This window comes from Pseudomonas sp. TNT2022 ID642 (genome assembly GCF_028656995.1).
Taxonomy (GTDB): domain Bacteria; phylum Pseudomonadota; class Gammaproteobacteria; order Pseudomonadales; family Pseudomonadaceae; genus Aquipseudomonas.
The window spans coordinates 272,306-293,009 of sequence record NZ_JAMDGW010000015.1; the positions used below are offsets into that span (position 1 = coordinate 272,306).

At 57.8% G+C, this 20,704-nt stretch carries 14 protein-coding genes; all 14 read left to right on the forward strand.

The genetic code is table 11. The annotated features are described in order from the left end of the window. The first annotated feature begins 10 nt into the window (after positions 1 to 10). Positions 11 to 1,531 carry a sigma-54 interaction domain-containing protein gene (locus M5G26_RS16385; RefSeq protein WP_273915960.1) on the forward strand — a complete coding sequence of 507 codons (1,521 nt, stop codon included), beginning with the start codon at positions 11 to 13 and terminating at the stop codon, positions 1,529 to 1,531. Between the two features lie 93 nt (positions 1,532 to 1,624). After that, on the forward strand, positions 1,625 to 1,765 hold the full coding sequence (locus M5G26_RS16390; protein WP_007920296.1) for a hypothetical protein: 141 nt from the start codon (positions 1,625 to 1,627) through the stop codon (positions 1,763 to 1,765). Positions 1,766 to 1,783: 18 nt separating this feature from the next. Then, positions 1,784 to 2,980, forward strand: coding sequence for a type VI secretion system-associated FHA domain protein TagH (gene tagH, locus M5G26_RS16395; RefSeq protein WP_273915961.1), 1,197 nt, complete (start codon positions 1,784 to 1,786; stop codon positions 2,978 to 2,980). 5 nt (positions 2,981 to 2,985) lie between these two features. Then, positions 2,986 to 3,486: a type VI secretion system lipoprotein TssJ gene (gene tssJ, locus M5G26_RS16400; RefSeq protein ID WP_273915962.1), complete on the forward strand. Its 501-nt coding sequence runs from the start codon at positions 2,986 to 2,988 to the stop codon at positions 3,484 to 3,486. 2 nt (positions 3,487 to 3,488) lie between these two features. Beyond that, positions 3,489 to 4,820: a type VI secretion system baseplate subunit TssK gene (gene tssK, locus M5G26_RS16405; protein ID WP_007920300.1), complete on the forward strand. Its 1,332-nt coding sequence runs from the start codon at positions 3,489 to 3,491 to the stop codon at positions 4,818 to 4,820. A gap of 5 nt (positions 4,821 to 4,825) precedes the next feature. Then, positions 4,826 to 5,701: a type IVB secretion system protein IcmH/DotU gene (gene icmH / locus M5G26_RS16410; protein WP_016985783.1), complete on the forward strand. Its 876-nt coding sequence runs from the start codon at positions 4,826 to 4,828 to the stop codon at positions 5,699 to 5,701. Positions 5,702 to 5,714: 13 nt separating this feature from the next. Further along, complete coding sequence (gene tssM, locus M5G26_RS16415) at positions 5,715 to 9,254, forward strand: type VI secretion system membrane subunit TssM (protein ID WP_273915963.1); 3,540 nt, start codon at positions 5,715 to 5,717, stop codon at positions 9,252 to 9,254. Next, the gene (locus M5G26_RS16420) at positions 9,254 to 9,982 is read left to right on the forward strand and encodes a PP2C family protein-serine/threonine phosphatase (RefSeq protein WP_038359322.1); all 729 of its coding nucleotides are present in this window, start codon (positions 9,254 to 9,256) and stop codon (positions 9,980 to 9,982) included. The genes tssM and M5G26_RS16420 overlap by 1 nt, the downstream gene beginning before the upstream one ends. Beyond that, a complete protein-coding gene (locus M5G26_RS16425) occupies positions 9,979 to 10,980 on the forward strand; it encodes a serine/threonine-protein kinase (RefSeq protein WP_273915964.1) in 1,002 nt (333 codons plus the stop codon). The genes M5G26_RS16420 and M5G26_RS16425 overlap by 4 nt, the downstream gene beginning before the upstream one ends. Positions 10,981 to 11,008: 28 nt before the next feature. Then, positions 11,009 to 13,501, forward strand: coding sequence for a type VI secretion system Vgr family protein (locus M5G26_RS16430; protein WP_273915965.1), 2,493 nt, complete (start codon positions 11,009 to 11,011; stop codon positions 13,499 to 13,501). Then, the gene (locus M5G26_RS16435; RefSeq protein WP_273915966.1) at positions 13,498 to 16,899 is read left to right on the forward strand and encodes a hypothetical protein; all 3,402 of its coding nucleotides are present in this window, start codon (positions 13,498 to 13,500) and stop codon (positions 16,897 to 16,899) included. The genes M5G26_RS16430 and M5G26_RS16435 overlap by 4 nt, the downstream gene beginning before the upstream one ends. After that, a complete protein-coding gene (locus M5G26_RS16440) occupies positions 16,899 to 18,245 on the forward strand; it encodes a T6SS immunity protein Tli4 family protein (protein WP_102901474.1) in 1,347 nt (448 codons plus the stop codon). Before M5G26_RS16435 ends, M5G26_RS16440 begins: the two co-directional genes overlap by 1 nt. Positions 18,246 to 18,410: 165 nt before the next feature. Continuing rightward, positions 18,411 to 19,751: a T6SS immunity protein Tli4 family protein gene (locus M5G26_RS16445; protein WP_146033693.1), complete on the forward strand. Its 1,341-nt coding sequence runs from the start codon at positions 18,411 to 18,413 to the stop codon at positions 19,749 to 19,751. 145 nt (positions 19,752 to 19,896) lie between these two features. Next, a partial coding sequence (locus M5G26_RS16450; protein ID WP_273915967.1) for a hypothetical protein occupies positions 19,897 to 20,704 on the forward strand: 808 nt, incomplete at its 3' end.

The window sequence follows — 20,704 nt, forward strand, 5'->3', positions numbered from 1 at the left end:
GGTGGGTGTGATGTTCACTCAGGTGCCGCAGCCACTGGTCTATGCCGAAGCGTTGCTGGCGCAGTTCGCCAGTCTGTCGCGGGCGGCGGACGGTGCTGCGTTGCTGGGTGACTTCGTGCGCGGTCTGGCCGAGCTGAGCGGGTGCGAATTGACGCAGCTGTATCTGCTCGACGCTACCCACACGTGCCTGGGGATGAACGCCGAATGCCTCGACGGCGCCCTGCAACCGCGTGAAGCGGCGAGCCTGCCGGCGGATTACAACGGTGAGCAACTGCTGCAATTCGCCCTGTGCCAGAACCGCGTGGTGTGCCTCGACGACTTGAGCGGCAGCCTGCACGAAACCAGTTTTCTGCCGGCGGCGACCTCGCCGTGGCAGTCGCTGTTGTGCGTGCCACTGGTCAATCAGCACAAGGCGGTCGAAGGCTTGCTGCTGTGCGCCAGCCGTCGTCGTACCCACCTGCAAGGCTTCGCTGATTCCCTCGGCCAACTTGGCTCGTTCGTGCTTGGCCAGTTGCATTTGTTGCAACGCTTGCGTCAGCCGTTGGCAGAGTCGGCATCGGTTGTGCGCAGCGTGCCGAGCATCAGTGGCTACGGGCTGATCGGCAAAAGCGCGGCGATGCGCCAGACTCATTCGCTGATCAGCAAAGTCCTGCACAGCCCGTACACCGTGTTGTTGCGTGGCGAAACCGGCACCGGCAAGGAAGTCGTGGCGCGGGCGATTCACGATTGCGGCCCGCGTCGGTCTCAGGCATTCATCGTGCAGAACTGCGCGGCGGTTCCGGAAAATCTTCTGGAAAGCGAGCTGTTCGGCTATCGCAAAGGCGCCTTCACCGGTGCCGACCGCGACCGCGCCGGCCTGTTCGATGCGGCCAATGGCGGCACGCTGTTGCTCGACGAAATCGGCGATATGCCGCTGTCGTTGCAGGCGAAGATTTTGCGTGTGTTGCAGGAAGGCGAGATTCGTCCGCTGGGTTCCAACGACACCCACAAAATTGACGTGCGCATCATCGCCGCGACGCACCGCGATCTGTCGACGCTGGTCAGCGAGGGCAAATTCCGCGAGGACTTGTACTACCGCCTCGCGCAGTTCCCGATCGAGCTGCCGGCGCTGCGTCAGCGCGAAGGCGACATCCTCGAACTGGCCCAGCACTTCGCCGAGAAGACCTGTACGTATTTGCAGCGCGATCCGGTGCGCTGGTCGGGTGCCGCGCTGGAACACCTGTCCGGCTACAACTTCCCCGGCAACGTGCGTGAACTCAAGGCCTTGGTCGAGCGTGCGGTGCTGTTGTGCGAAGGCGGCGAGTTGCTGGCCGAGCACTTCTCCCTGCGCATGGAGCCGATGCCGGAAGACAACAGCCACCTGAATTTGCGCGAACGTCTGGAGCAGGTCGAACGCACTTTATTGCTCGATTGTCTGCGCAAGAACGACGGCAACCAGACCCTCGCCGCCCGCGAACTGGGCCTGCCGCGACGCACGCTGCTGTATCGGCTCGGCCGTTTGAACATCAATCTGGGAGATTTCGATGGGTAGGCAAAACGTCATCGAAATCCTCGCAAAAACCAATTTCAGCGCCGCCCGCAAGGGTCGGCGCTTTGTGCTTTGTCTACACCTGGAGACCCTCTGATGTCTGTTCGTCACTGGCAAGCTGTCCTGCTGACCCTCGTCGTTCTATGCGGCCTTGGCGGCTGTAGCGGTAATTACAAATTCAACGACAACGACTATCGCCCGTTGGGTGATCCGCAAGCGGTCAATCGCGGCAAGTGACCGCAAGGAGCATCAAACATGGAATTGGTTTTCGAAATGCTGAACACCAAGCAGTTCGTGCCCACCGAGTTGTGCCAGAAGACCTTTAAACAGGCCGGCGGCGTGATCGGGCGGGGCGAGGACTGCGACTGGATCATCCCTGACCGCAAGCGTCACCTGTCCAATCACCACGCGATTGTCAGCTACCGCGAAGGCACGTTCTTCCTGACTGATACCAGCAGCAACGGTGTCCAGGACGGCGAGAGCGGTGCGCGTCTGCACAAAGGCGAACCGGTACGCATCGAGCACGGCAGCACCTACGTGCTGGGCGACTTCGAAATTCGCGCGCGCCTGGTCCGTGACCCGGCGACCTTCGACGGTGAAGTCGGTCGTCCACGCGCCGCTGGCAGCATCATTCCCGACGACGCGTTCCTCGATCTCGACCCGCTCAATGCCCTCGAACAGCAAGAGCGTGTGTACTCGGAAATCGACGAACTGCTGGCGCCGAACACCAAGCCTGAGGATTCCCGTCAGCGTGCCGACTACGCGCGCATCGACATGGAAAGCCTGATGGTGCCGGAGCTGATTGCAGCCCCCGTCGAACCTGAGCCCGCTCCGGCGCCGAAAGCCGTTGAGCGTCAAAGCGAAGGTTTCTGGGAGCACTTCGGTGCGGCGCTGGGTGTCGACGTCAAAGGCCTCAGCCACGACGAACGCGAAGCCCTGGCGGTGAACGCTGCGCGTTTGCTGCGCCAAAGCATCGGCGGTCTGCAGCAGAGCCTGCGTACCCGCTCGGAGCTGAAAAACGAACTGCGTCTGGCCCAGACCACCGTGCAAGGCACCAACAAGAACCCGCTGAAATTCGCTGTCGATCCGAGCGAAGCCCTGCAGATTCTGTTGCAGCCAAGCAAGCCCGGTCATCTGCCGGCCGAGCAAGCCATCTCCCGCGCGTTCCGCGATCTACAGGCGCATCAAGTGGCCTTGCTGACCGCCAGCCGCGCCGCCGTACGCGGCACGCTGGAGCACTTCTCGCCGGAGCAGCTGACCCTGCGTTTCGAGCGTGACAGCAAGCCGTTGATCGCCACCTCGGGCGGGCGCTGGAGAGCGTTCGGCCGTTATCACCAGGCGCTGCGTCAGGACGATGACTGGAGCGAGCGTCTGCTGGCCCGCGACTTCGCCCAGGCTTACGAAGAACAGATCCGCCTGATCTCCACCCTCCACACCGACCACCAAGGATGATGCGCATGTCTCGCCGCTCGACCACTTTTTTCAAGACGCTGACTGCGCTCACCGTGCTGGTGCTGCTCGCCGGTTGCTCGTCGCTGTCGCCGTACTCGAAAGTGACCAAGATCAACCTCAAGCTGACCGGCAGCGATCAGCTCAACCCGGACCTCAACGGTCGGCCGTCGCCGATCGTCGTGCGCTTGTTCGAACTCAAGCACCCGGTGACCTTCGAGAACGCTGATTTCTTCAGCCTCTACGAACGCGCCAAGGAATCCCTCAACCCGGATCTGGTGGCCAGCGAAGAACTCGAGCTGCGCCCGGGTGAAACCGTGGAGATGAAGCTCAAGGTGGAAGAGGGCAGCCTTTATGTGGGCGTTCTCGCCGCTTACCGCGACTTGCCGGACACCCAATGGCGCCACACCATTCAGATCACTCCGCTGGAAGTTACCGAAGTCGATTTGACTCTGGATCAGACCGGCATCCGCAACACCAATCAAGTGCTCGCCAAGGCGGATGACTGATCATGAATACCCATAAAGTCATTTGGCAGGAAGGCATGCTGCTGCGTCCGCAGCACTTCCAGCACAACGATCGTTATTACGATCACCAGATGAAAACTCGCACCCAATTGCTCGGTGGCTACACCTGGGGTTTCCTCAATCTGGAGATCGACTTGCAGTTCCTCAACATGGGCAAACTGGTGATCAGTGAAGCCTCGGGGATTCTGCCGGACGGCAGCCTGTTCGAACTCGGTGGCAACACTGAGCCGCTGGCGCTGGACGTGCCGCCGAACACTGGTAACACGCCGATCTACCTGGCGCTGCCGCTGGTCACCGGTAACCACATCGAGTCGCGCCGTCCGGAGCAATCCGACGTGCTTGCGCGTTACACCGCGTACGACGCCGAAGTGGCCGACTCCAACGCCGGCGACGATTCCGCCAGCCAGGTGAGCTGCGGTCGCCCGGACTTCAAACTGTTGCTCGGCGAGCAGCAGAGCGATCAGGCCTACGTCAAGCTGAAGATCTGCGACGTGCTCGATACCACGCCCGACGGCGTGATCAGCCTCGATCCGGACTTCGTGCCGACCTACATTCAGGCCCACGCCTCCAGCTACTTGCTGTCGTGCCTGAAAGAAGTCATCAGTATGCTCAACCACCGTGGCGACACGATTGCCGAGCGGATTCGCTCCAACGGCAAGGTCGGCGGTGCTGAGGTCGGTGACTTCATGATGCTGCAACTGATCAACCGCACCGAATTGCTGCTGCGCCACTACCTCGGCCTGGAGCAGGTACACCCGGAAGAGTTGTACCGCACGCTGCTGACCATGCTCGGCGATCTGGCGACCTTCTCCGGTGAGAGCAAACGTCCGCGTCTGGACAGCCGCTACTCCCACGCCGATCAGGGCGGGAGCTTCCGCAAACTGATGGAAGCGATTCGTCAGGTGCTGTCGATGGTGCTCGAACAGCACGCCATCGAACTGATCCTGCAAGCGCGTCAGTACGGCATCATCGTCTCGCCGTTGCACGACCACAAACTGCTCGGCTCGGCCTCGTTCGTGCTGGCAGCCAGTGCCAACTGCGACTCCGAAGAACTGCGCCATCGCTTGCCGGCGCACCTCAAGGTCGGCCCGGTGGAGCGTATCCGCCAACTGGTCAACCTGCACTTGCCGGGGATCAAGGTCAAACCGTTGCCGGTGGCCCCACGGCAGATCGCGTTCCACTCGAACAAAACCTATTTCATCCTCGAACTCAGTTCCGAAGACCTGGCACAACTCGAGCGCTCCGGCGGTTTCGCGTTCCATGTGTCCGGCGAATTCGCCGAGCTTGAACTGAAATTCTGGGCCATCAGGAACTGACCGACATGATCAAGGAAACGGATTACAACCAGGACGACAAAACCGTCCTGCTCGATCGTCAGGGCCACGGACCGGCATCGAGTCCGCTGACCGACTTCGCCGCGCCGCCGCGTTTCGAGCAACTGGAAGAACGCATGATCTACGCCGCGCGCCTGCGCCCGGCGGAAGCGTTCAACATCAGCCTCAATTCGCTGGTCGCCGCCTCGTCCGAGCTGCTCTCGGAAGTGGTGCGTCTCAAGCACAGCGAAACCCGCGAAGACTTGTACGCACTCAACGAGCGTCTGACTGCCGGGCTCAAACTGTTTGAAGTACGCGCCCTGCACAACGGCGCCGAAAGCAGCCAGGTGATGGCCGCGCGTTACGTGCTCTGCACCGTGGTCGACGAAGCTGTCGTGACCACGCCGTGGGGCAACGAAAGCGAATGGTCACAGATGAGCCTGCTGAGCAGCTTCCACAACGAGACCTTTGGTGGCGAGAAGTTCTTCCAGTTGCTCGATCGACTGTCGAAGAACCCGGTCAAGCATCTGCCGATGCTCGAGCTGATGTACCTGTGTCTGTCCCTCGGTTTCGAGGGCAAGTACCGCGTACAGGCACGCGGCATGCTCGAGCTTGAAGGCATCCGTGACGCCTTGTACCGGCAGATCCGTCAGTTGCGTGGCGACGTGCCGCGCGAGTTGTCGCCACACTGGGAAGGCTTGAACGATCAGCGTCGCAACCTGGTGCGCATCGTGCCGGCGTGGATGGTGGTGTTGTTCACTTTCGTCTGTCTGGTGGTGATGTATTCGGGCTTCGCCTGGGTCTTGGGCGAGCAGCGCGACACCGTTCTGCAACCTTATCAGCCGCTTGATCCGGCCGCGGTGCAACCGCAGTCGCAGCCGTAAACAGGGACGTGTGATGAAAAAGTTTTTCAAGAAAGTCGGCGCCTTCCTGCGCCAGACCTGGGTCTGGACCTTGCTGCTGGTGCTGTTCGTGGCGCTGCTGGTGTGGTTCGTCGGCCCGTTGTTGGCGGTTGATGATTACAAGTTCTGGGAGAGTCCGACCTCGCGCTTGCTGACCATCGCTGTGCTGTTCCTGATCTGGGGCCTGACCATGGTCTTCGTCAGCTGGCGCAGCGGTATCCGCAAGAAAGCCGAGGAAGAAAGCGAGGACGGCCAGGACCGCATTCGCCGCGAAGAGCTGATCGACGAAGAACAGAAGGAGTTGAAGGCGCGCTTCAAAGACGCGCTGAAAACCCTGAAGACGTCGAGTCTGTATCGCGGCCGCAGCGAACGCTGGCGCAGTGACTTGCCGTGGTATCTGCTGATCGGTCCGCAGGCCTCGGGCAAAACCAGTCTGCTGGACTTTTCCGGTCTGGAATTCCCGATCAACAAGATCGACCGCAAGCTGACCCGCGACACCCTCGGCACCCGTCATTGCGACTGGTACTTCGCCGACCACGGTGTGCTGATCGACACCGCCGGGCGTTACACCACGCAACCGGATGTGGAAGTCGACGGCGGTGCCTGGACAACGCTGCTGGAGCTACTGCGCAAGCGTCGTCGCGGGCGTCCGTTGAACGGCGTGCTGGTGACCATTCCGGTGGAAACCCTGCTCGGTGGCAGTGAGCAGGACATCGACACCCTCGCGCGCCAGATTCGGGGCCGTCTGCAAGACGTGCATCAGAAACTGCACGTCGACGTGCCGGTCTATCTGGTCCTGAGCAAGGCTGACAAGCTGCTCGGCTTCGACGAGTTCTTCGATCAACTGACCCGCGAAGAAAGCGATCAAGTGCTCGGCACCAGTTTCCGCAAGGATCAGGTCGGCACCGACGTCGCTGTGCTGCGCAACGAGTTCGAAGAACTGCTGCGGCGCCTCAACAGCCAAGTGATCATGCGCATGCACTCCGAGCGCGACACTCAGCGCCGTGGCCGCATCCTCGACTTCCCGCATCAACTGGGGCAGATCGGCGAGCGCCTGTGCCTGTTCGTCGACATGGCGTTCACCGGCAACCGTTATCAGCGTGCCACGCAACTGCGTGGTTTCTACCTGACCAGCGCACCGCACCTGACCCAAGAGATGGATGCGACCACCGCCGGCATCGGTGCCAGCCTCGGCATGAGCGCCGGCGTGCTGCCGACCCTGCGCAGCGGCCGTTCGCGGTTTATCCATCACTTGTTCAGCCAAGTGATTTTCCCCGAATCCGATTTGGCTGGTCTGGACAAGCGCGAACGCAGCCGTATTCATTGGGGCCAGCGTGCGCTATACGTCGGCGCACTGGCGGCACTGGCACTGTTCGGTATGCTTTGGGCGGGCGGTTTCTCGGCCAACTACGAGCGTCTGGAAAACCTGCGCAATCTGGCGCAGAACTGGACGCAACAACGCACGGCATTGTCGCCGCGTGATGACGCCATGGGCGTACTGAAAACCCTCGACAGCAGCTACGCCGCGACGCAGGTGTTCCCGAAGAAGGGCGACGTTTCGTACCACGAACGTGGTGGTCTGTATCAGGGTGAAGACGTCAATCCAGTGGTCAAAGAGGCTTACGAGCGCGAGCTTGAAAAGCAACTGCTGCCACGGGTTGCAACCATGCTCGAAGGGCAGATCCGCGCCAACATGAAGGACCGCGACCGCCTGCTCAACAGCCTGCGTGCGTACCTGATGTTGAACATGAAGGACCGTCGCGATGCGGCGTGGCTCAAGGACTGGGTCGCTACTGACTGGTCGACGCGCTACACCGGCAACACCGCTGTGCAAAACGGTTTGAGCGCGCATCTTGAGCGTTTGCTGAAGCAGCCGTTTATCTACCCGCTGAACGATCAGTTGGTTACCCAGGCGCGTCAGGTCTTGCGCAGCGAATCGCTGGCCACGGTGGTTTACCGCATGCTCCGCGAGCAGGCGCGTAACCTGCCGGACTATCGTTTCAGCCAACACCTCGGCCCACAAGGCTCGCTGTTTATCGGCACCGAATACGTGATCCCGGGGTTCTACACGCAAACCGGTTATCAGCAGTATTTCTCGGTACAGGGTTCGGCGCTGGTCACAGACATCCTGCGTGACAACTGGGTACTGGGTGAAGGCGCGGGCATCAGCGACATGGACTTGCGTCGCCTGATGGTCGAGCTGGAGCAACTGTACTTCCGCGACTACGCCAACTATTGGAGCGAAGCGGTTGGCCAGGTGGCCCTGCCGCCGATCAGCGATGCGGGTGAGGGCGCCGAGCAACTGGCGGGCCTGACCTCGGCCAACTCGCCGGTGCTGGCATTGCTCACTGAAGTGCGTGAGAACACCCGCTTCCAGGCGGCTGCAGACCCTGTCGAAGAAGCTGGCGACGCTGCTGATGCGCTGGCCGGGCAGAAAGGCAAACTGGGTAAGGTTGGCAAACTTGCCGCCGCCGCAGCGGACAAGGCTTCGGCGCTGAACGTGGCGAAGACCCTGCCGGACACCGCGAAGAAGTCGCTGCAACGCCGCTTCGAACCGCTGCATCGTTTGCTTGATGACAACAACGGCCCGGCGGCGGACCTGACGCCAGCGCTGAGCGCGCTCAATGACCTGCAACTGCAACTGGCCGGTCTGGCCCGTTCCAGCACGCCGGAACAAGCCGCGTTCGAAATGGCAAAAACCCGCATGAGCGGCCAGCGTGATGCGCTGACCAACCTGCGCAATGCGTCCAGCCGTCTGCCGCGTCCGCTCAGCGTGTGGTTCAACGTGCTGGCCGAAGACTCGTGGCGTCTGGTGCTGAACGATGCTTACCAATACCTGAACGGCCGTTATCAGAACGAGCTGTACAGCGTGTATGGCAAAACCATCAGCAAGCGTTATCCGTTCAGCGCCAGCAGCACCAGCGACGTGGCGATCAGCGATTTCCGCGAGTTCTTCCGAGCGCAAGGCACCGTCGACCGCTTCTTCGACAGCTACATGCGTCCATTCGTCAGCGGCGATCCGGGCAACTACCGCATGCGCAGCGTCGACGGCCACAGCCTGCCGGTGTCGAAAATGTATCTGGACCAGATGGCAGCGGCGCTGACGATTCGTCAGAGCTTCTTCTCGATCAACCCGGCCGAGCCGACCGTGCAGTTCAAACTGGAGCCGTACACCCTCGACCCGGCGGTCAGCCGTTCCGAGTTCAAGTTCGGCGACAAGACCATGGAATACCGCCACGGTCCGATCCTGCCAATGTCGTTCAAATGGCCGACCGATGCTGAAGACGGTCGCACCAGTCTGGTCATGGACAAAATGGCCGGGCGCCCGATCGGCATCGAGAAGAACTCCGGCCCATGGTCGCTGTTCCGTCTGTTCGACCTGATGCAGACCGAGTACCTGAGCGGTCGCGACGTGCTGGTGCTGAAAGCCGACGTAGGTGGCCTGCGCGCCAACTACCTGCTGACCAGCCAGCGCACGCCGAACCCGTTCGACATGGGCGTACTGCGCACCTTCCGTATGCCGGTGCAGCTCTGATGCTGGTGGCCAGTGCCTGGCGCAGCGCGGCGCGTACCGACCCGGGCAAGGTGCGGGCGCGCAACGAAGATGCTTTCCTCGACTCGCCACAGCAGGGGCTGTGGGTGGTCGCGGACGGCATGGGCGGTCATCAGGGTGGCGACATCGCCAGCCAGTTGATCGTCGCCAGCCTGGCTGAACTGCCGCAACACGAGGACTTCGACGAACGCCTCAAAGCCATCCGCCAGTGCCTGCACTGGCTGAACCGGCGTTTGGGGCAGGAGTTGACGGTCACCGCCGGACGTCACGACAGCATCATGGGCAGCACCGTCGTGGCGCTGCTGGTGGAAGGCAATCGCGCGGCCTGCATCTGGGCCGGCGACAGCCGTTGTTACATGTGGCGTGGGCAGCGGCTGTATCAGCTGTCCAAGGACCATTCGCTGCAACAGCAATTGATCGACGAACAGCAAATGAGCGTCGAACAAGCGGCAGCGCACCCGGCGGCTCAGGCGTTGACCCGAGCTGTTGGCGCCGCCGAACAACTGACCCTGGATGTCCTGGAACTCGAGGTCTATCCGGGCGATGCGTTTTTGCTCTGCAGCGATGGTTTGTATCAGGGCCTGAGCAGCGATGCCCTCGGCAACGCCCTCAGCCTCAGCGCGCCGCACGTGGCGCTGGAACGTTTGTTCGACGGCGCCCTGCGTGGCGCCGCGCGCGACAACCTGACAGCCGTGGTGATCCGCCAATGACTGAAATCGAATCCTCAGTCGATGACTTGCTGATGAGCGAAGAACAGGCCAACAACCTGACCTACTTCGCCTTCGCCAAGGAGAACAAGGCAGAACCTTTGCTGGCGCCGACCAAGGCCAGCATCGGTGCACTGCCGGACGTACTCGCCGGTCGCTACCACCTCGAGCGTCTGCTCGGGGCCGGTGGCATGGGCGCCGTTTACCGGGCGCGGGATCTGCTGCACGAACAGTTCGGTGATCCCGACCCTTACATTGCGCTGAAAATCCTCAGCGAAGAATTTGCCGAATCGCCGGACGCCAGTGCCTTGCTCTACAGCGAGTTCGCCCTGACCCGACGCCTGCGCCACGACAACGTCGTGCGTGCGCACACCTTTGAAGTCGACACCGACTGCCAGCGGGCCTTCATCACCATGGAATACATGCGTGGCCTGACCCTGGACAAATTGCTCTGCGAGCGGCCCCTCGGCCTGCCATGGAACGAACTGCGCGACATCGTCCTGCCGCTGCTCGACACGTTGGCCTACGCCCACGGTCGCGGCGTGCTGCACGGTGACATGAAACCGAGCAACGTCATGCTCAGCGAAGACGGCTTGCGCCTCTTCGACTTCGGCCTCGGTCAGGCAGAGGAGGGCGTGATGCCCGGCCTGCCGCACCTGAGCCGCGAACGCTTCAACGCCTGGACCCCAGGCTACGCCGCCCCCGAACTGCTTGAGGGCCAACCGTTGTCGGCCAGCGCGGACGTATACGGCGTGGCCTGCGTGATCTATGAACTGGCGGGCGGCAAACACCCGTTCCGCCGCTTGCCCTCGACCCAGGCCCGCGACGAGCACCTGGAGCGCGAACTGCAAGCACCGGCGAACTTACCGAAACACGGCTGGCCAGCGCTGCGAACCGCGCTGAGCTTCAACCCGGCAGAGCGCACCGTCACTGCCCAACAATTGCGTGACGCCTTGGGCGCCACTTCGTCCTGGCTGCAACGTCTGCGACTTCGGGCGTAACGGATGACATTCGAACAGGGAGCACTTTATGTTCAACCCAGCTAACGAAACCCACTTCAGCCTCAAGGTCGAAGACTACGTCGGCGACCTGCAAGTGCTGTCGTTCACCGGCACCGAAGGCATCAGCCAGCCGTATCGTTTCGACCTCGAACTGGTCAGCGAAAACCCTGATCTGGACCTCGAACAACTGCTGCACAAGCAGGCGTTTCTCGCATTCGATCCACAAGGCTCGGGCATCCACGGCCAGATCTACCGCGTTGCCCAAGGCGATGCCGGCAAGCGCCTGACCCGCTACAAAGTGTCGATGGTGCCGCAACTGCAATACCTGCATCACCGCACCAACCAGCGCATCTACCAGCAGATGTCAGCGCCGAAAATCATCGCGCTGATCCTCGAAGAACACGGCATCAAAGGCAACGCCTACAGCTTCCAGCTCAGCCAGCCGTGCCCGGATCGCGACTACTGCGTGCAGTACGACGAAACCGACCTGCATTTCGTCCAGCGCCTGTGCGAAGAGGAAGGCATTCACTACCACTTCCAGCACAGCGAAAAAGGCCACCTGCTGGTGTTCGGCGATGACCAGACCGTGTTCCAGAAGCTCGGCCAGCCGACCGCTTATGTGCAAGGTAGCGGCATGGTCGCCGAAGAACCGGTGATCAAAGGCTTCAAACTGCGCCTGGAAGCCCGCACCAGCCGCACCACGCGCCGCGACTACGACTTCGAAAAGCCACGCCTGCAAATGGAAGCCGCGTACAAACCCGAAGGCGCTCTCGATAGCAAAGACGCCGAGCCGGATCTCGAAGACTACGACTACCCCGGCCGCTTCATCGACCGCGCGCGCGGCAAGTTCCTCAGCCAACGCGCCCTCGAACGCCATCGCGCCGACTACCGCCAGGCCGAAGGTCGCGGCGACCAGACCAAACTGGTCAGCGGCCACTTCATGGCGATGTCCGACCACCCGCGTAGCGAGTGGAACGACCTGTGGCTGCTCACCGAAATCGTCCACGAAGGCAAACAGCCGCAAGTGCTCGAAGAAGGCGTGACCAGCGACACCACCGACAACAAGGACGACTTTCACCAAGGCTACCGCAACACCTTCCTCGCCACCCCGTGGGACGTGTTCTACCGCCCCGCGCTGGAACACCCGAAACCGCGCGTGCTCGGCAGCCAGACCGCCCACGTCACCGGCCCCAAAGGCGAAGAAATCCACTGCGACCAGTACGGCCGTATCAAAGTGCAATTCCACTGGGACCGCGAAGGCCAGGCCGACGACAAAACCAGCTGCTGGCTGCGCGTCTCCAGCTCCTGGGCCGGCGACCGCTACGGTGCGATCAGCATCCCGCGCATCGGCATGGAAGTCCTCGTCACCTTCCTCGAAGGCGACCCCGACCAACCGCTGGTGACCGGCTGCCTGTACCACAAGGAAAACCCGGTGCCGTACGCCTTGCCGGCGAACAAGACCCGCAGCGTGTTCAAAACCCTTAGCTCTCCGGGGGGCGGTGGCTACAACGAGCTGCGCATCGAAGACAAGAAAGGTGCGGAGCAGATCTACATTCATGCGCAGCGTGATTGGGATGAAAACGTTGAGCATGACCAGAAGATTCGGGTCGGTAATGAACGTCACGACACGGTAGTTAAGAACACCTACACAGAGCTGAAGGCTGAAGAACACCGCACCACGATCTCCGATCGCAAGGTTGAAGCGAAGCTGGATGATCACCTGACGATTGGGCAGAACCAGCATATGAAGCTGGGGACTGCGCAGCTCACCAGCGTGGGGAAAGAGATTCACCTTAAGGCAGGGGACAAGATCGTTATCGAGGCGGGGACGGAGCTGACCATTCTTGGGGGTGGGAGCTTTATCAAGCTCGATGGCGGTGGGGTTACGGTGGTTGGGCCGGTGATCAAGATCAATGCGGGTGGCTCGGCGGGATCCGGCTCCGGCATTGGCATCAAGCCGCCAGTGCTGCCGGTCGCGGCGGACAAGGATAAGGCCGGCAGCCTGATGGATCGCGCTCAGGGCAACACACGATCGCCAGTCCCACCCGCCCCGGTGAAGAACCTGCGCTTTGACATTCGTCTGGCTGACCGCCCGGGGGAAGGCGCCTTTGCATTGGCGAACACACCGTGGCGCATCATCAAAATGAGTGAGCCGACCTGGAAAAAAATCGGTCGCGTGCCGGAAAGCGACGTCATCGCCAAAGGCGAAACCGATGACGAAGGCAAAGTCACCCTTACCGATGCTGTTCAGAAGAAGCTGTCCCTCGAATACCCACAAAATCCGGAAATGTTCTGGCTGGTATATCCAGGTCAATGCGTTGCGCTCAAGGCACATACCGACACCGGCTGGTCTGAAGAACAGCGTGAACTGCTGGCACTGGCAAGTATGGACTTCAGCAGCGAGCCCCACTCCGACGCCCGTCACGAACAAGCCGGCACAGACAAACTCAGCGCCTTCGAAAACTTGTCACTGACCGACGGCATTGCACTCTTCGACAAATTAAAGGGATTTAAGGCATGAGCAACTTGAACGGCGTTCAGCCCAAGCAACTGAACCAACTGAACTCAAAAGAAGGCGATGCCTACACCGCTACTTCCGCTCCTGGCTGGTTCATCAAAGGCAATGCCAAATACGGCGAAGCGTTCTCACCTGAGCGCCCGGGCAACGAAGTGAAGTTTTTCACCACCGGTAGCGACTACTTCAAAGATGTCGCCAATGCGATAAAAAACGCTAAGAAATCCATCTTCATTTCCGGCTGGCAGATCAACTACGAAGTGCGGCTGGAGGGCGAAACCCGGCTGTGGGACTGCTTGCACCATGCGTTGCACAAAGGCGCGGCGCCGGACATCTACCTCATGCCTTGGCTGTCGCCGAAGGCCGCCGTTGATACCGGTGATCTGGAAACCATGGTGGCCGCGTTTGTTCTGAATGCCGGTCTCGCGAAGAAGAAAGTCTGGTGCCTGCCGGCGATCCAGCAAAGTGACATGGGCACCCTTGGTCTGTTCTTTTCCCATCACCAGAAGATGGTGGTGATCGACAACGAAATCGCCTACGTCGGTGGGATCGACCTCGCCTACGGGCGCCGCGATGACAACAACTTTCGTCTGGCCGCCGAAGGCCGAACCGCCAACGAGTTTTACAACCCGTGCATCCCGCCGATCAAGGAAATCGAAGCCCACAAGCAATACCCGTACATGACCACCGTCGAGTTGATCGGCGCAGCCTTGATGGAGGGTGATGTATTGAGCAAGGCCCAGCGCAAGCTGGCATGGGCAAAAGATAACAAGATGTTCAACGTGCTGCGGGAAGCCAAGAAAGACGCCGGCGAATGGTTCGCCGAAAAGGGCAAGGACGGCCTGCGCTTGCTCGGTGCGGGTGCTGCGTACTCTACCGGCGGTGTGATCTACATTGCCGAGTTCATCCAGCAACAGTTGACCGGAGACAATCTGGAAGGCTGGAAGAAAAGCTTGCGCCAATGGAAAACCTCGCTCGATGGCGCCGTCGGCACCATTGATCATGAAGTCCAGACGCTGCAAAAAACCGACAGCAGCCTGACTGAACTGCGCCAGGAAGCCAAATCCATCAGCGAGGCTATCGGTGTGGCGCTGAATAAGCCGGAACAAGCCTCGGCCATTCAGCAGCGTGTCGAGAACTGGCTGGTGCGCGCGCAACAGAAAATTCCTGCGGTGACCGCGGTCACTCAGCCGGGTCGCGCCAAGTTGCAAACTCAGGTCACCCGCCTCAAGGGTGAAGTGCAGACCTGGGTAGAGCGCGCTGCTCCGCAGGCGGACAAGTTTCAACAAGACTTGTCCGCCTGGGCTGGCCAAGTCATTAAGTCCGGCGGTCAAATCAGCGAGCAGCTATTGAACGAAGGCAGCGAACTCACCAGCCTGTGGATCCAGCAAACAGGGCTGGGCGCGTTTTATGCCTGGCTCAACAACACGCCAACGCCGATTATCACCGCCAAGGCGATGACGGAATTCGAACAGATCTCCACCCCTTTTGTCCTCTACCTGCACTCGGTTCTCGACCGATTGAGCGATGCTCAAACGGGCCAGCCCTATTCGTACCTGGCCGACCCCGCGACCCGCCTGCTGCCACCCGGCGGCATGATGCTCGACAGCATCAAACAACCGCGCATGCCTTGGCATGACGTGCATATGCGTCTGGAAGGCAGCTCGGTTTATGACCTGTCGCGCAATTTCATTGATCGCTGGAACAGTCTGCAGGCGCGCTTCGACGGCAAAGTGCAGAAGATGCCAAGCGTGCTGACCGGCCTGCTGAAGTTCGCTGACAAGAACCTTGAGCCCGTCCCGTTCAAACCGCACTACCTCGCGCAACCCGAACGTGTCGCACCAAAGGGCAAAATGAGCATGCAAGTACTGCGAAGCGCTCCGCTGCGCATGCAAACCGAAGAACGCCAGGGCGCCAGCAAGTCAGGCGCCAAAGCTCCAGCCTCCGCCCCGACAGGCGTTCAGGCAAATTGCATGCAGGCCATGCTGCAAGCGATCTCGGGGGCGCAGCATTTCATTTACATTGAGAACCAGTTTTTTCAGAGTGCGTATGGCGAGGGGACCAAGGAGTCACCTTCTGTAGTCGATGGACCAATGCAAAGCTTGATGAGCATCTCAGGGTTACCAGGGTACGAAACCTATAAGAAACGGCTACGACTGGACGAAGTGGAAAAGGACCCTAAGAAACTTCACAAAATCAATTATTTCGCATTGGCGGAGATGATACGAAACAAAGAGGCCGAGGCGTTTACTCAGGGCGTCATGCAGGTTTTGACCAATCAGGCGACCGTCGAGAGCTTGAATCTCCTGCAAACACCACAAACCGCCCTGATAAACCCGCTGTGCGAAGCGCTGGCCGATCGAATTGAACGCGCGATCGAAATGGGCGAGAACTTCCATGTCTACATGGTTCTTCCCGTACACCCCGAAGGACCGCTCAACGCGATCAACTTGATGACCCAAGTTCACCTGACGATGCAAAGCATTTCGCTGGGCGAGCAGAGCCTGATAAAACGAGTACAGCGGGCGATGGCGATTAAGGAGCAGATGGATAGAGGGTTCACTGAAGAACATGCGAAAAAAGCAATCGAGTTTGTCAAGGCGCAATCAAACGAACTTAAAGTATACGAAACCATGAAGTGGTCGAAGTATCTGACGCTGTTGAACCTTCGCACATGGGAAAATTTAGATCGGCCAGTTACTGAACAGATTTATATCCACAGTAAATTACTCATTGCTGACGACCGCGTGGCTATTATTGGCAGCGCAAACATCAATGACCGCAGCCAAGTGGGAGATCGAGATTCAGAATTAGCTGTAATCGTGTCTGGCAATATCTCAGCCACAGCAGCAGTCGATGGCAAGAAACAGCATCCTGTTTGCCCTGAAGTAAAAAAGTTACGAGAAAAATTATGGCGAAAGCTGTTTGCTCTGGACGTGAAGGGTCAGGACGTAAAAATCAAACCAGCTACACTCTTAGGCAAAATGATTGACGAACCCGCCGCCCCAAAAACTTGGGAGAGCATACAAGAACAGGCATTGCTAAACTTAACCCGGTACAAAAAAGCTTTCTCTTTCATCCCTAATAATTACGATTCCATTTGGCCAACCTGGATAAAACAAAAAGAAAATACCGCAAAACAAACTACCAACCCGATGGCCAGGGCAAGAGAGTTTATGCCATTTGAAAGCGAATTCTGGAAAAAACCAGTCGCCGACAAAGCGCCCGAAGAAATACTTGGCTTTATCACAGCTCTTCCGGTCAACTGGACAAAAAACGAAAATAATGACTCTGGGTTCAATATGACTATTCTTGCCAAGATAACGCCAAGTATCCAAAGTGAAAATCACGGAAAAATCTTGATCGCATCTGCAGCCAAAACACAAACGATGGAAAACTCCTGATGCGCAACTGTCACTTTTGGCCCATATTTCTAACAATCCTAATGACGGGCTTTCAAAACACCCAAGCTGCTTCTAAGGCTTCATCTGACTCGAGCAAAACAGAATGTCTCGGGCGTACCGTATTTGAAACTCGAGAAGATATTACATGGCACCTGCTTGATGAGCGATGGGACTACTCCGATGGCACCGGCCTTGGCAGTTACTCTCCCGACATTAATCTTGCAGACAAGCAGTTGAGCTATGGAAGCGACCCTTCCGACAACGCATTTCATTTAGTCACTATAGATGTCACTCCAAAAACCACCATCGATACGTTCAATAAACTTGTTCGTAGACACAGCCATGGTTCACTTGAAGCAAAAAAGCGAGTAATACAGGGTGAGATCAACGAAATTTCTTCAGAGATAACTGAAGAATTATCGAAATCAAATCAGGCCAAACACCAAGTGCTCTCCAAAAAAAATAAAGACCTTAATGCGTCACTTGAGAGACTCGACAAAGTAAGTTCAGAGCTCGTTCTACTACCAGCGCTAATAGATCAGTTTGAAGAGCAGGGTCGTCCCACTGATAAATTAGTCGCAGAACTGAAAGCCTACCAAAAAGAATTCGACAGCTACCCTACAGACGAACTCTACGCCGAGCAGTCCTCTTTCGACTTCGGCATGCCAGATGCCTTTGGCGTTCGTCACCCCGACAAACTCATCGTGCTGCTGTGGCGTGACGAGCACATCTACCGCTTCGCATTCGGCCAACAAAGCGACTATTCCGAACACAGAAGCTCGTTCGAAAAACTACTCCCCGCCGCCCGTGACCTGCTCGCGCGGTTCCGTACACGCGCAGAATTTGAGATACCCAAAGAGACTGGCTTTTGCCTGCCCTTCGGCTTCATCGCCGATGATGGCAAAGCCCACTACTCGATCACCATGGCCTGGCATCCCACTGACAATCCGAACCTGCTCTACAGCCTGAGTTTGAGTGACGACATCGGCAAAGCCCTTAATCTGCTCCCAGTATTGACCACGCCGATAATGGGCAGCCCGTTCCCAAGTGCCGGCGAGATTCAAACCTTCGGTCCTTCAAAAGTGCAGATCGGATCGCGCACAGGAATCATGGGCGGCAAGTATTACAAGCCCACGGACCCGCAAGGCGGAGAAACTGAGGTCACAGAACGATTCGTCATGACCGCGGGTCTGGCCAACAAGGGTTATGAGCCAAGCATGGTGTTAAAGGCCCAGAATTACGCTTCGACACAAGTCAGGTCCTTTGAGCAGAGCAAGGAAGACTTCCTCAACATCCTGAAGAGCTTCCGCCTGCAACCGGGTATGGACAAGCTGACCGGTAAGTGAAAGCAATCTGGCGGTGCGTGAATAGAGCAGATTTTTTCAATGCCTAACTTGGATAATCTGCTCTGCTCTGCAGGAACTTAGTAGTCGAACGTTTTGCGAATGATCTACCAATACACTCTACAAGCCACGCTAACGGCGATCAGCAACTGGATACGGAAGCCCCTGATGTACGCCACTCACTTCTCATATGCCTTATTTACGTCAGCGCTGATCAGCTCACTGGTAGCGCAAGCTGGCACTGTAGACTCTAAATCACAAACAGAATGCCTAGGGCGCTCGCTATTTGATATCAATCAAGATACATCATGGCACTTACTGAACGACCAGTGGGACTATACCGATCGCCTCGATTTTGCCACCTACACTCCGGACATAAGACTGGAGGACAAAGAACTTAATTACGGCAGCGATCCAACAAATGATGCTTACAGTCTCGTCACTATAGATGTCAGTCCAAAAACTACTTTCGAAACATTTAAAAAATTGGTCGACAGACATAGCCCAAGCGTGGTTGAGGCTAAAGAACGAGTTATAAAAAATAAAATAGAAGAAATTTCAGTAGCCATGACCGGTGACTTGTCGCGCTCGGATCCTGATCAATACAAATCCTTAGAGGATGAAAGAGACGAGCTTAGGGAGAAATTTGACAAGTTGGGTAGAGCAACCATAGAGCGAGTTTTATTACCGGGCCTAATCGCTGAATTCAAAGAACAAAAAAAACCTACTGAAAAACTCGAACTTGAACTTGAAACCTACCAGAAAGAGTTCGACAGCTATCCAACAGACGAACTCTATGCCGAACAGTCCTCTTTCGAATTCGGCATGCCAAACGCCTACGGCGCTCGTCACCCCCACAAGCTCATCGTCCTGCTATGGCGCGACGAGCGCGTCTATCGTTTTGCCTTCGGCCAGCAGAGCGCCTATTCCAGACACAGAAGCTCGTTCGAAAAACTGCTTCCTGCCGCCCGTGATCTGCTAGCACGGTTCCGCACACGCGCCGAATTTGAGATACCCAAAGAGCCTGGCTTCTGCTTACCTTTCGGCTTCATCGCCGATGATGGCAAAGCCCACTACTCAATTACCATGGCCTGGCATCCCACTGACAACCCGAACTTGCTGTACAGCCTTAGTTTGAGTGATGACATCGGCAAAGCTTTTGACTTGCTGCCCATATTGACCACACCGATCATGGCCAACCCGTTCCCAAGCGCCGGCGTCATTCAAACCTTCGGGCCTTCAAAGGTGCAGATCGGTTCGCGCGAAGGACTTATGGGTGGCAAGTATTACAGACCCACTGATCCACAAGGCGATGAAAACTCTTCCACAGAACGCTTTGTCATAACCGCCGGAACGGCCAATAAAGGCTGGGAGCCTAGCCTAGTATTGAAAGCCGAGAATTATGCTTCAAAACAAGTCAGAACCTTTGAGCAGAGCAAGCAAGACTTCCTCAACATCCTAAAGAGCTTCCGCCTGCAACCTGGCATGGACAAGCTGACCGGTAAGTGAAAGCAATCTTGCGGTGCGCAATAGAGCAGATCTGTTCAATGTCCGACTTGGATAATCTGCTCAGCACCGCAGCAATTAGCCGTCGAACGAATACGCTATACACGTCCCGTTAATAGCGATCAGCAACTGGATACGGAAGCCCCTGATGCATGCCACTCACTTCTTATATGCCTTATTTACGTCAGCGCTGATAAGTTCACTGGTAGCGCAAGCCGGCACTGGAGAGTCTAAATCACAAACAGAGTGCTTGGGGCGATCGGTATTCGACATAAAACCAGAATTAACGTGGCACCTGCTTAACGACCAATGGACCTATACTGCCGGCACTGATTTCACCACTTATTCACCGGATATACGCTTGGCGGACAAGCAGCTCAGTTACGGGAGTGATCCAACAAATGATGCATACGGTCTAGTCACCATTGAAGTCTCACCTAAAACCGATTTAGAAACCTTTAACGAATTGGTCAGCAGCCATCGCCCAGACATAACCGTGGCAAAAGAACGTGTAGTAAAAAACAAAATCGACAAAATTTCAGAAATAATGACAGGTGACTTATCTCGCTCGGACCCCGCAAAATATAAATCACTGCAAAAGCAACGACTCGATCTCCGCAAAACATTAACCAGAATCAGAAAAGTAAGCACCGAACTCGTTGTGCTGGCGGACTTTATAAGTCAATTCAAAAGAGAAAACCGTCCCTACAAACATTTTGAAGTTGAATTGGAAGCCTACAAAAAAGAATTCGATACCTACCCAACAGATGAACTCTACGCCGAGCAGTCCGCCTTCGACTTCGGCATGCCAGACGCCTACGGCGCTCGCTATCCCGACAAACTCATCGTGCTCTTGTGGCGTGACGACCGAATCTATCGCTTCGCATTCGGCCAACAAAGCGACTATTCCGAACACAGAAGTTCGTTCGAAAAACTACTCCCCGCCGCCCGTGACC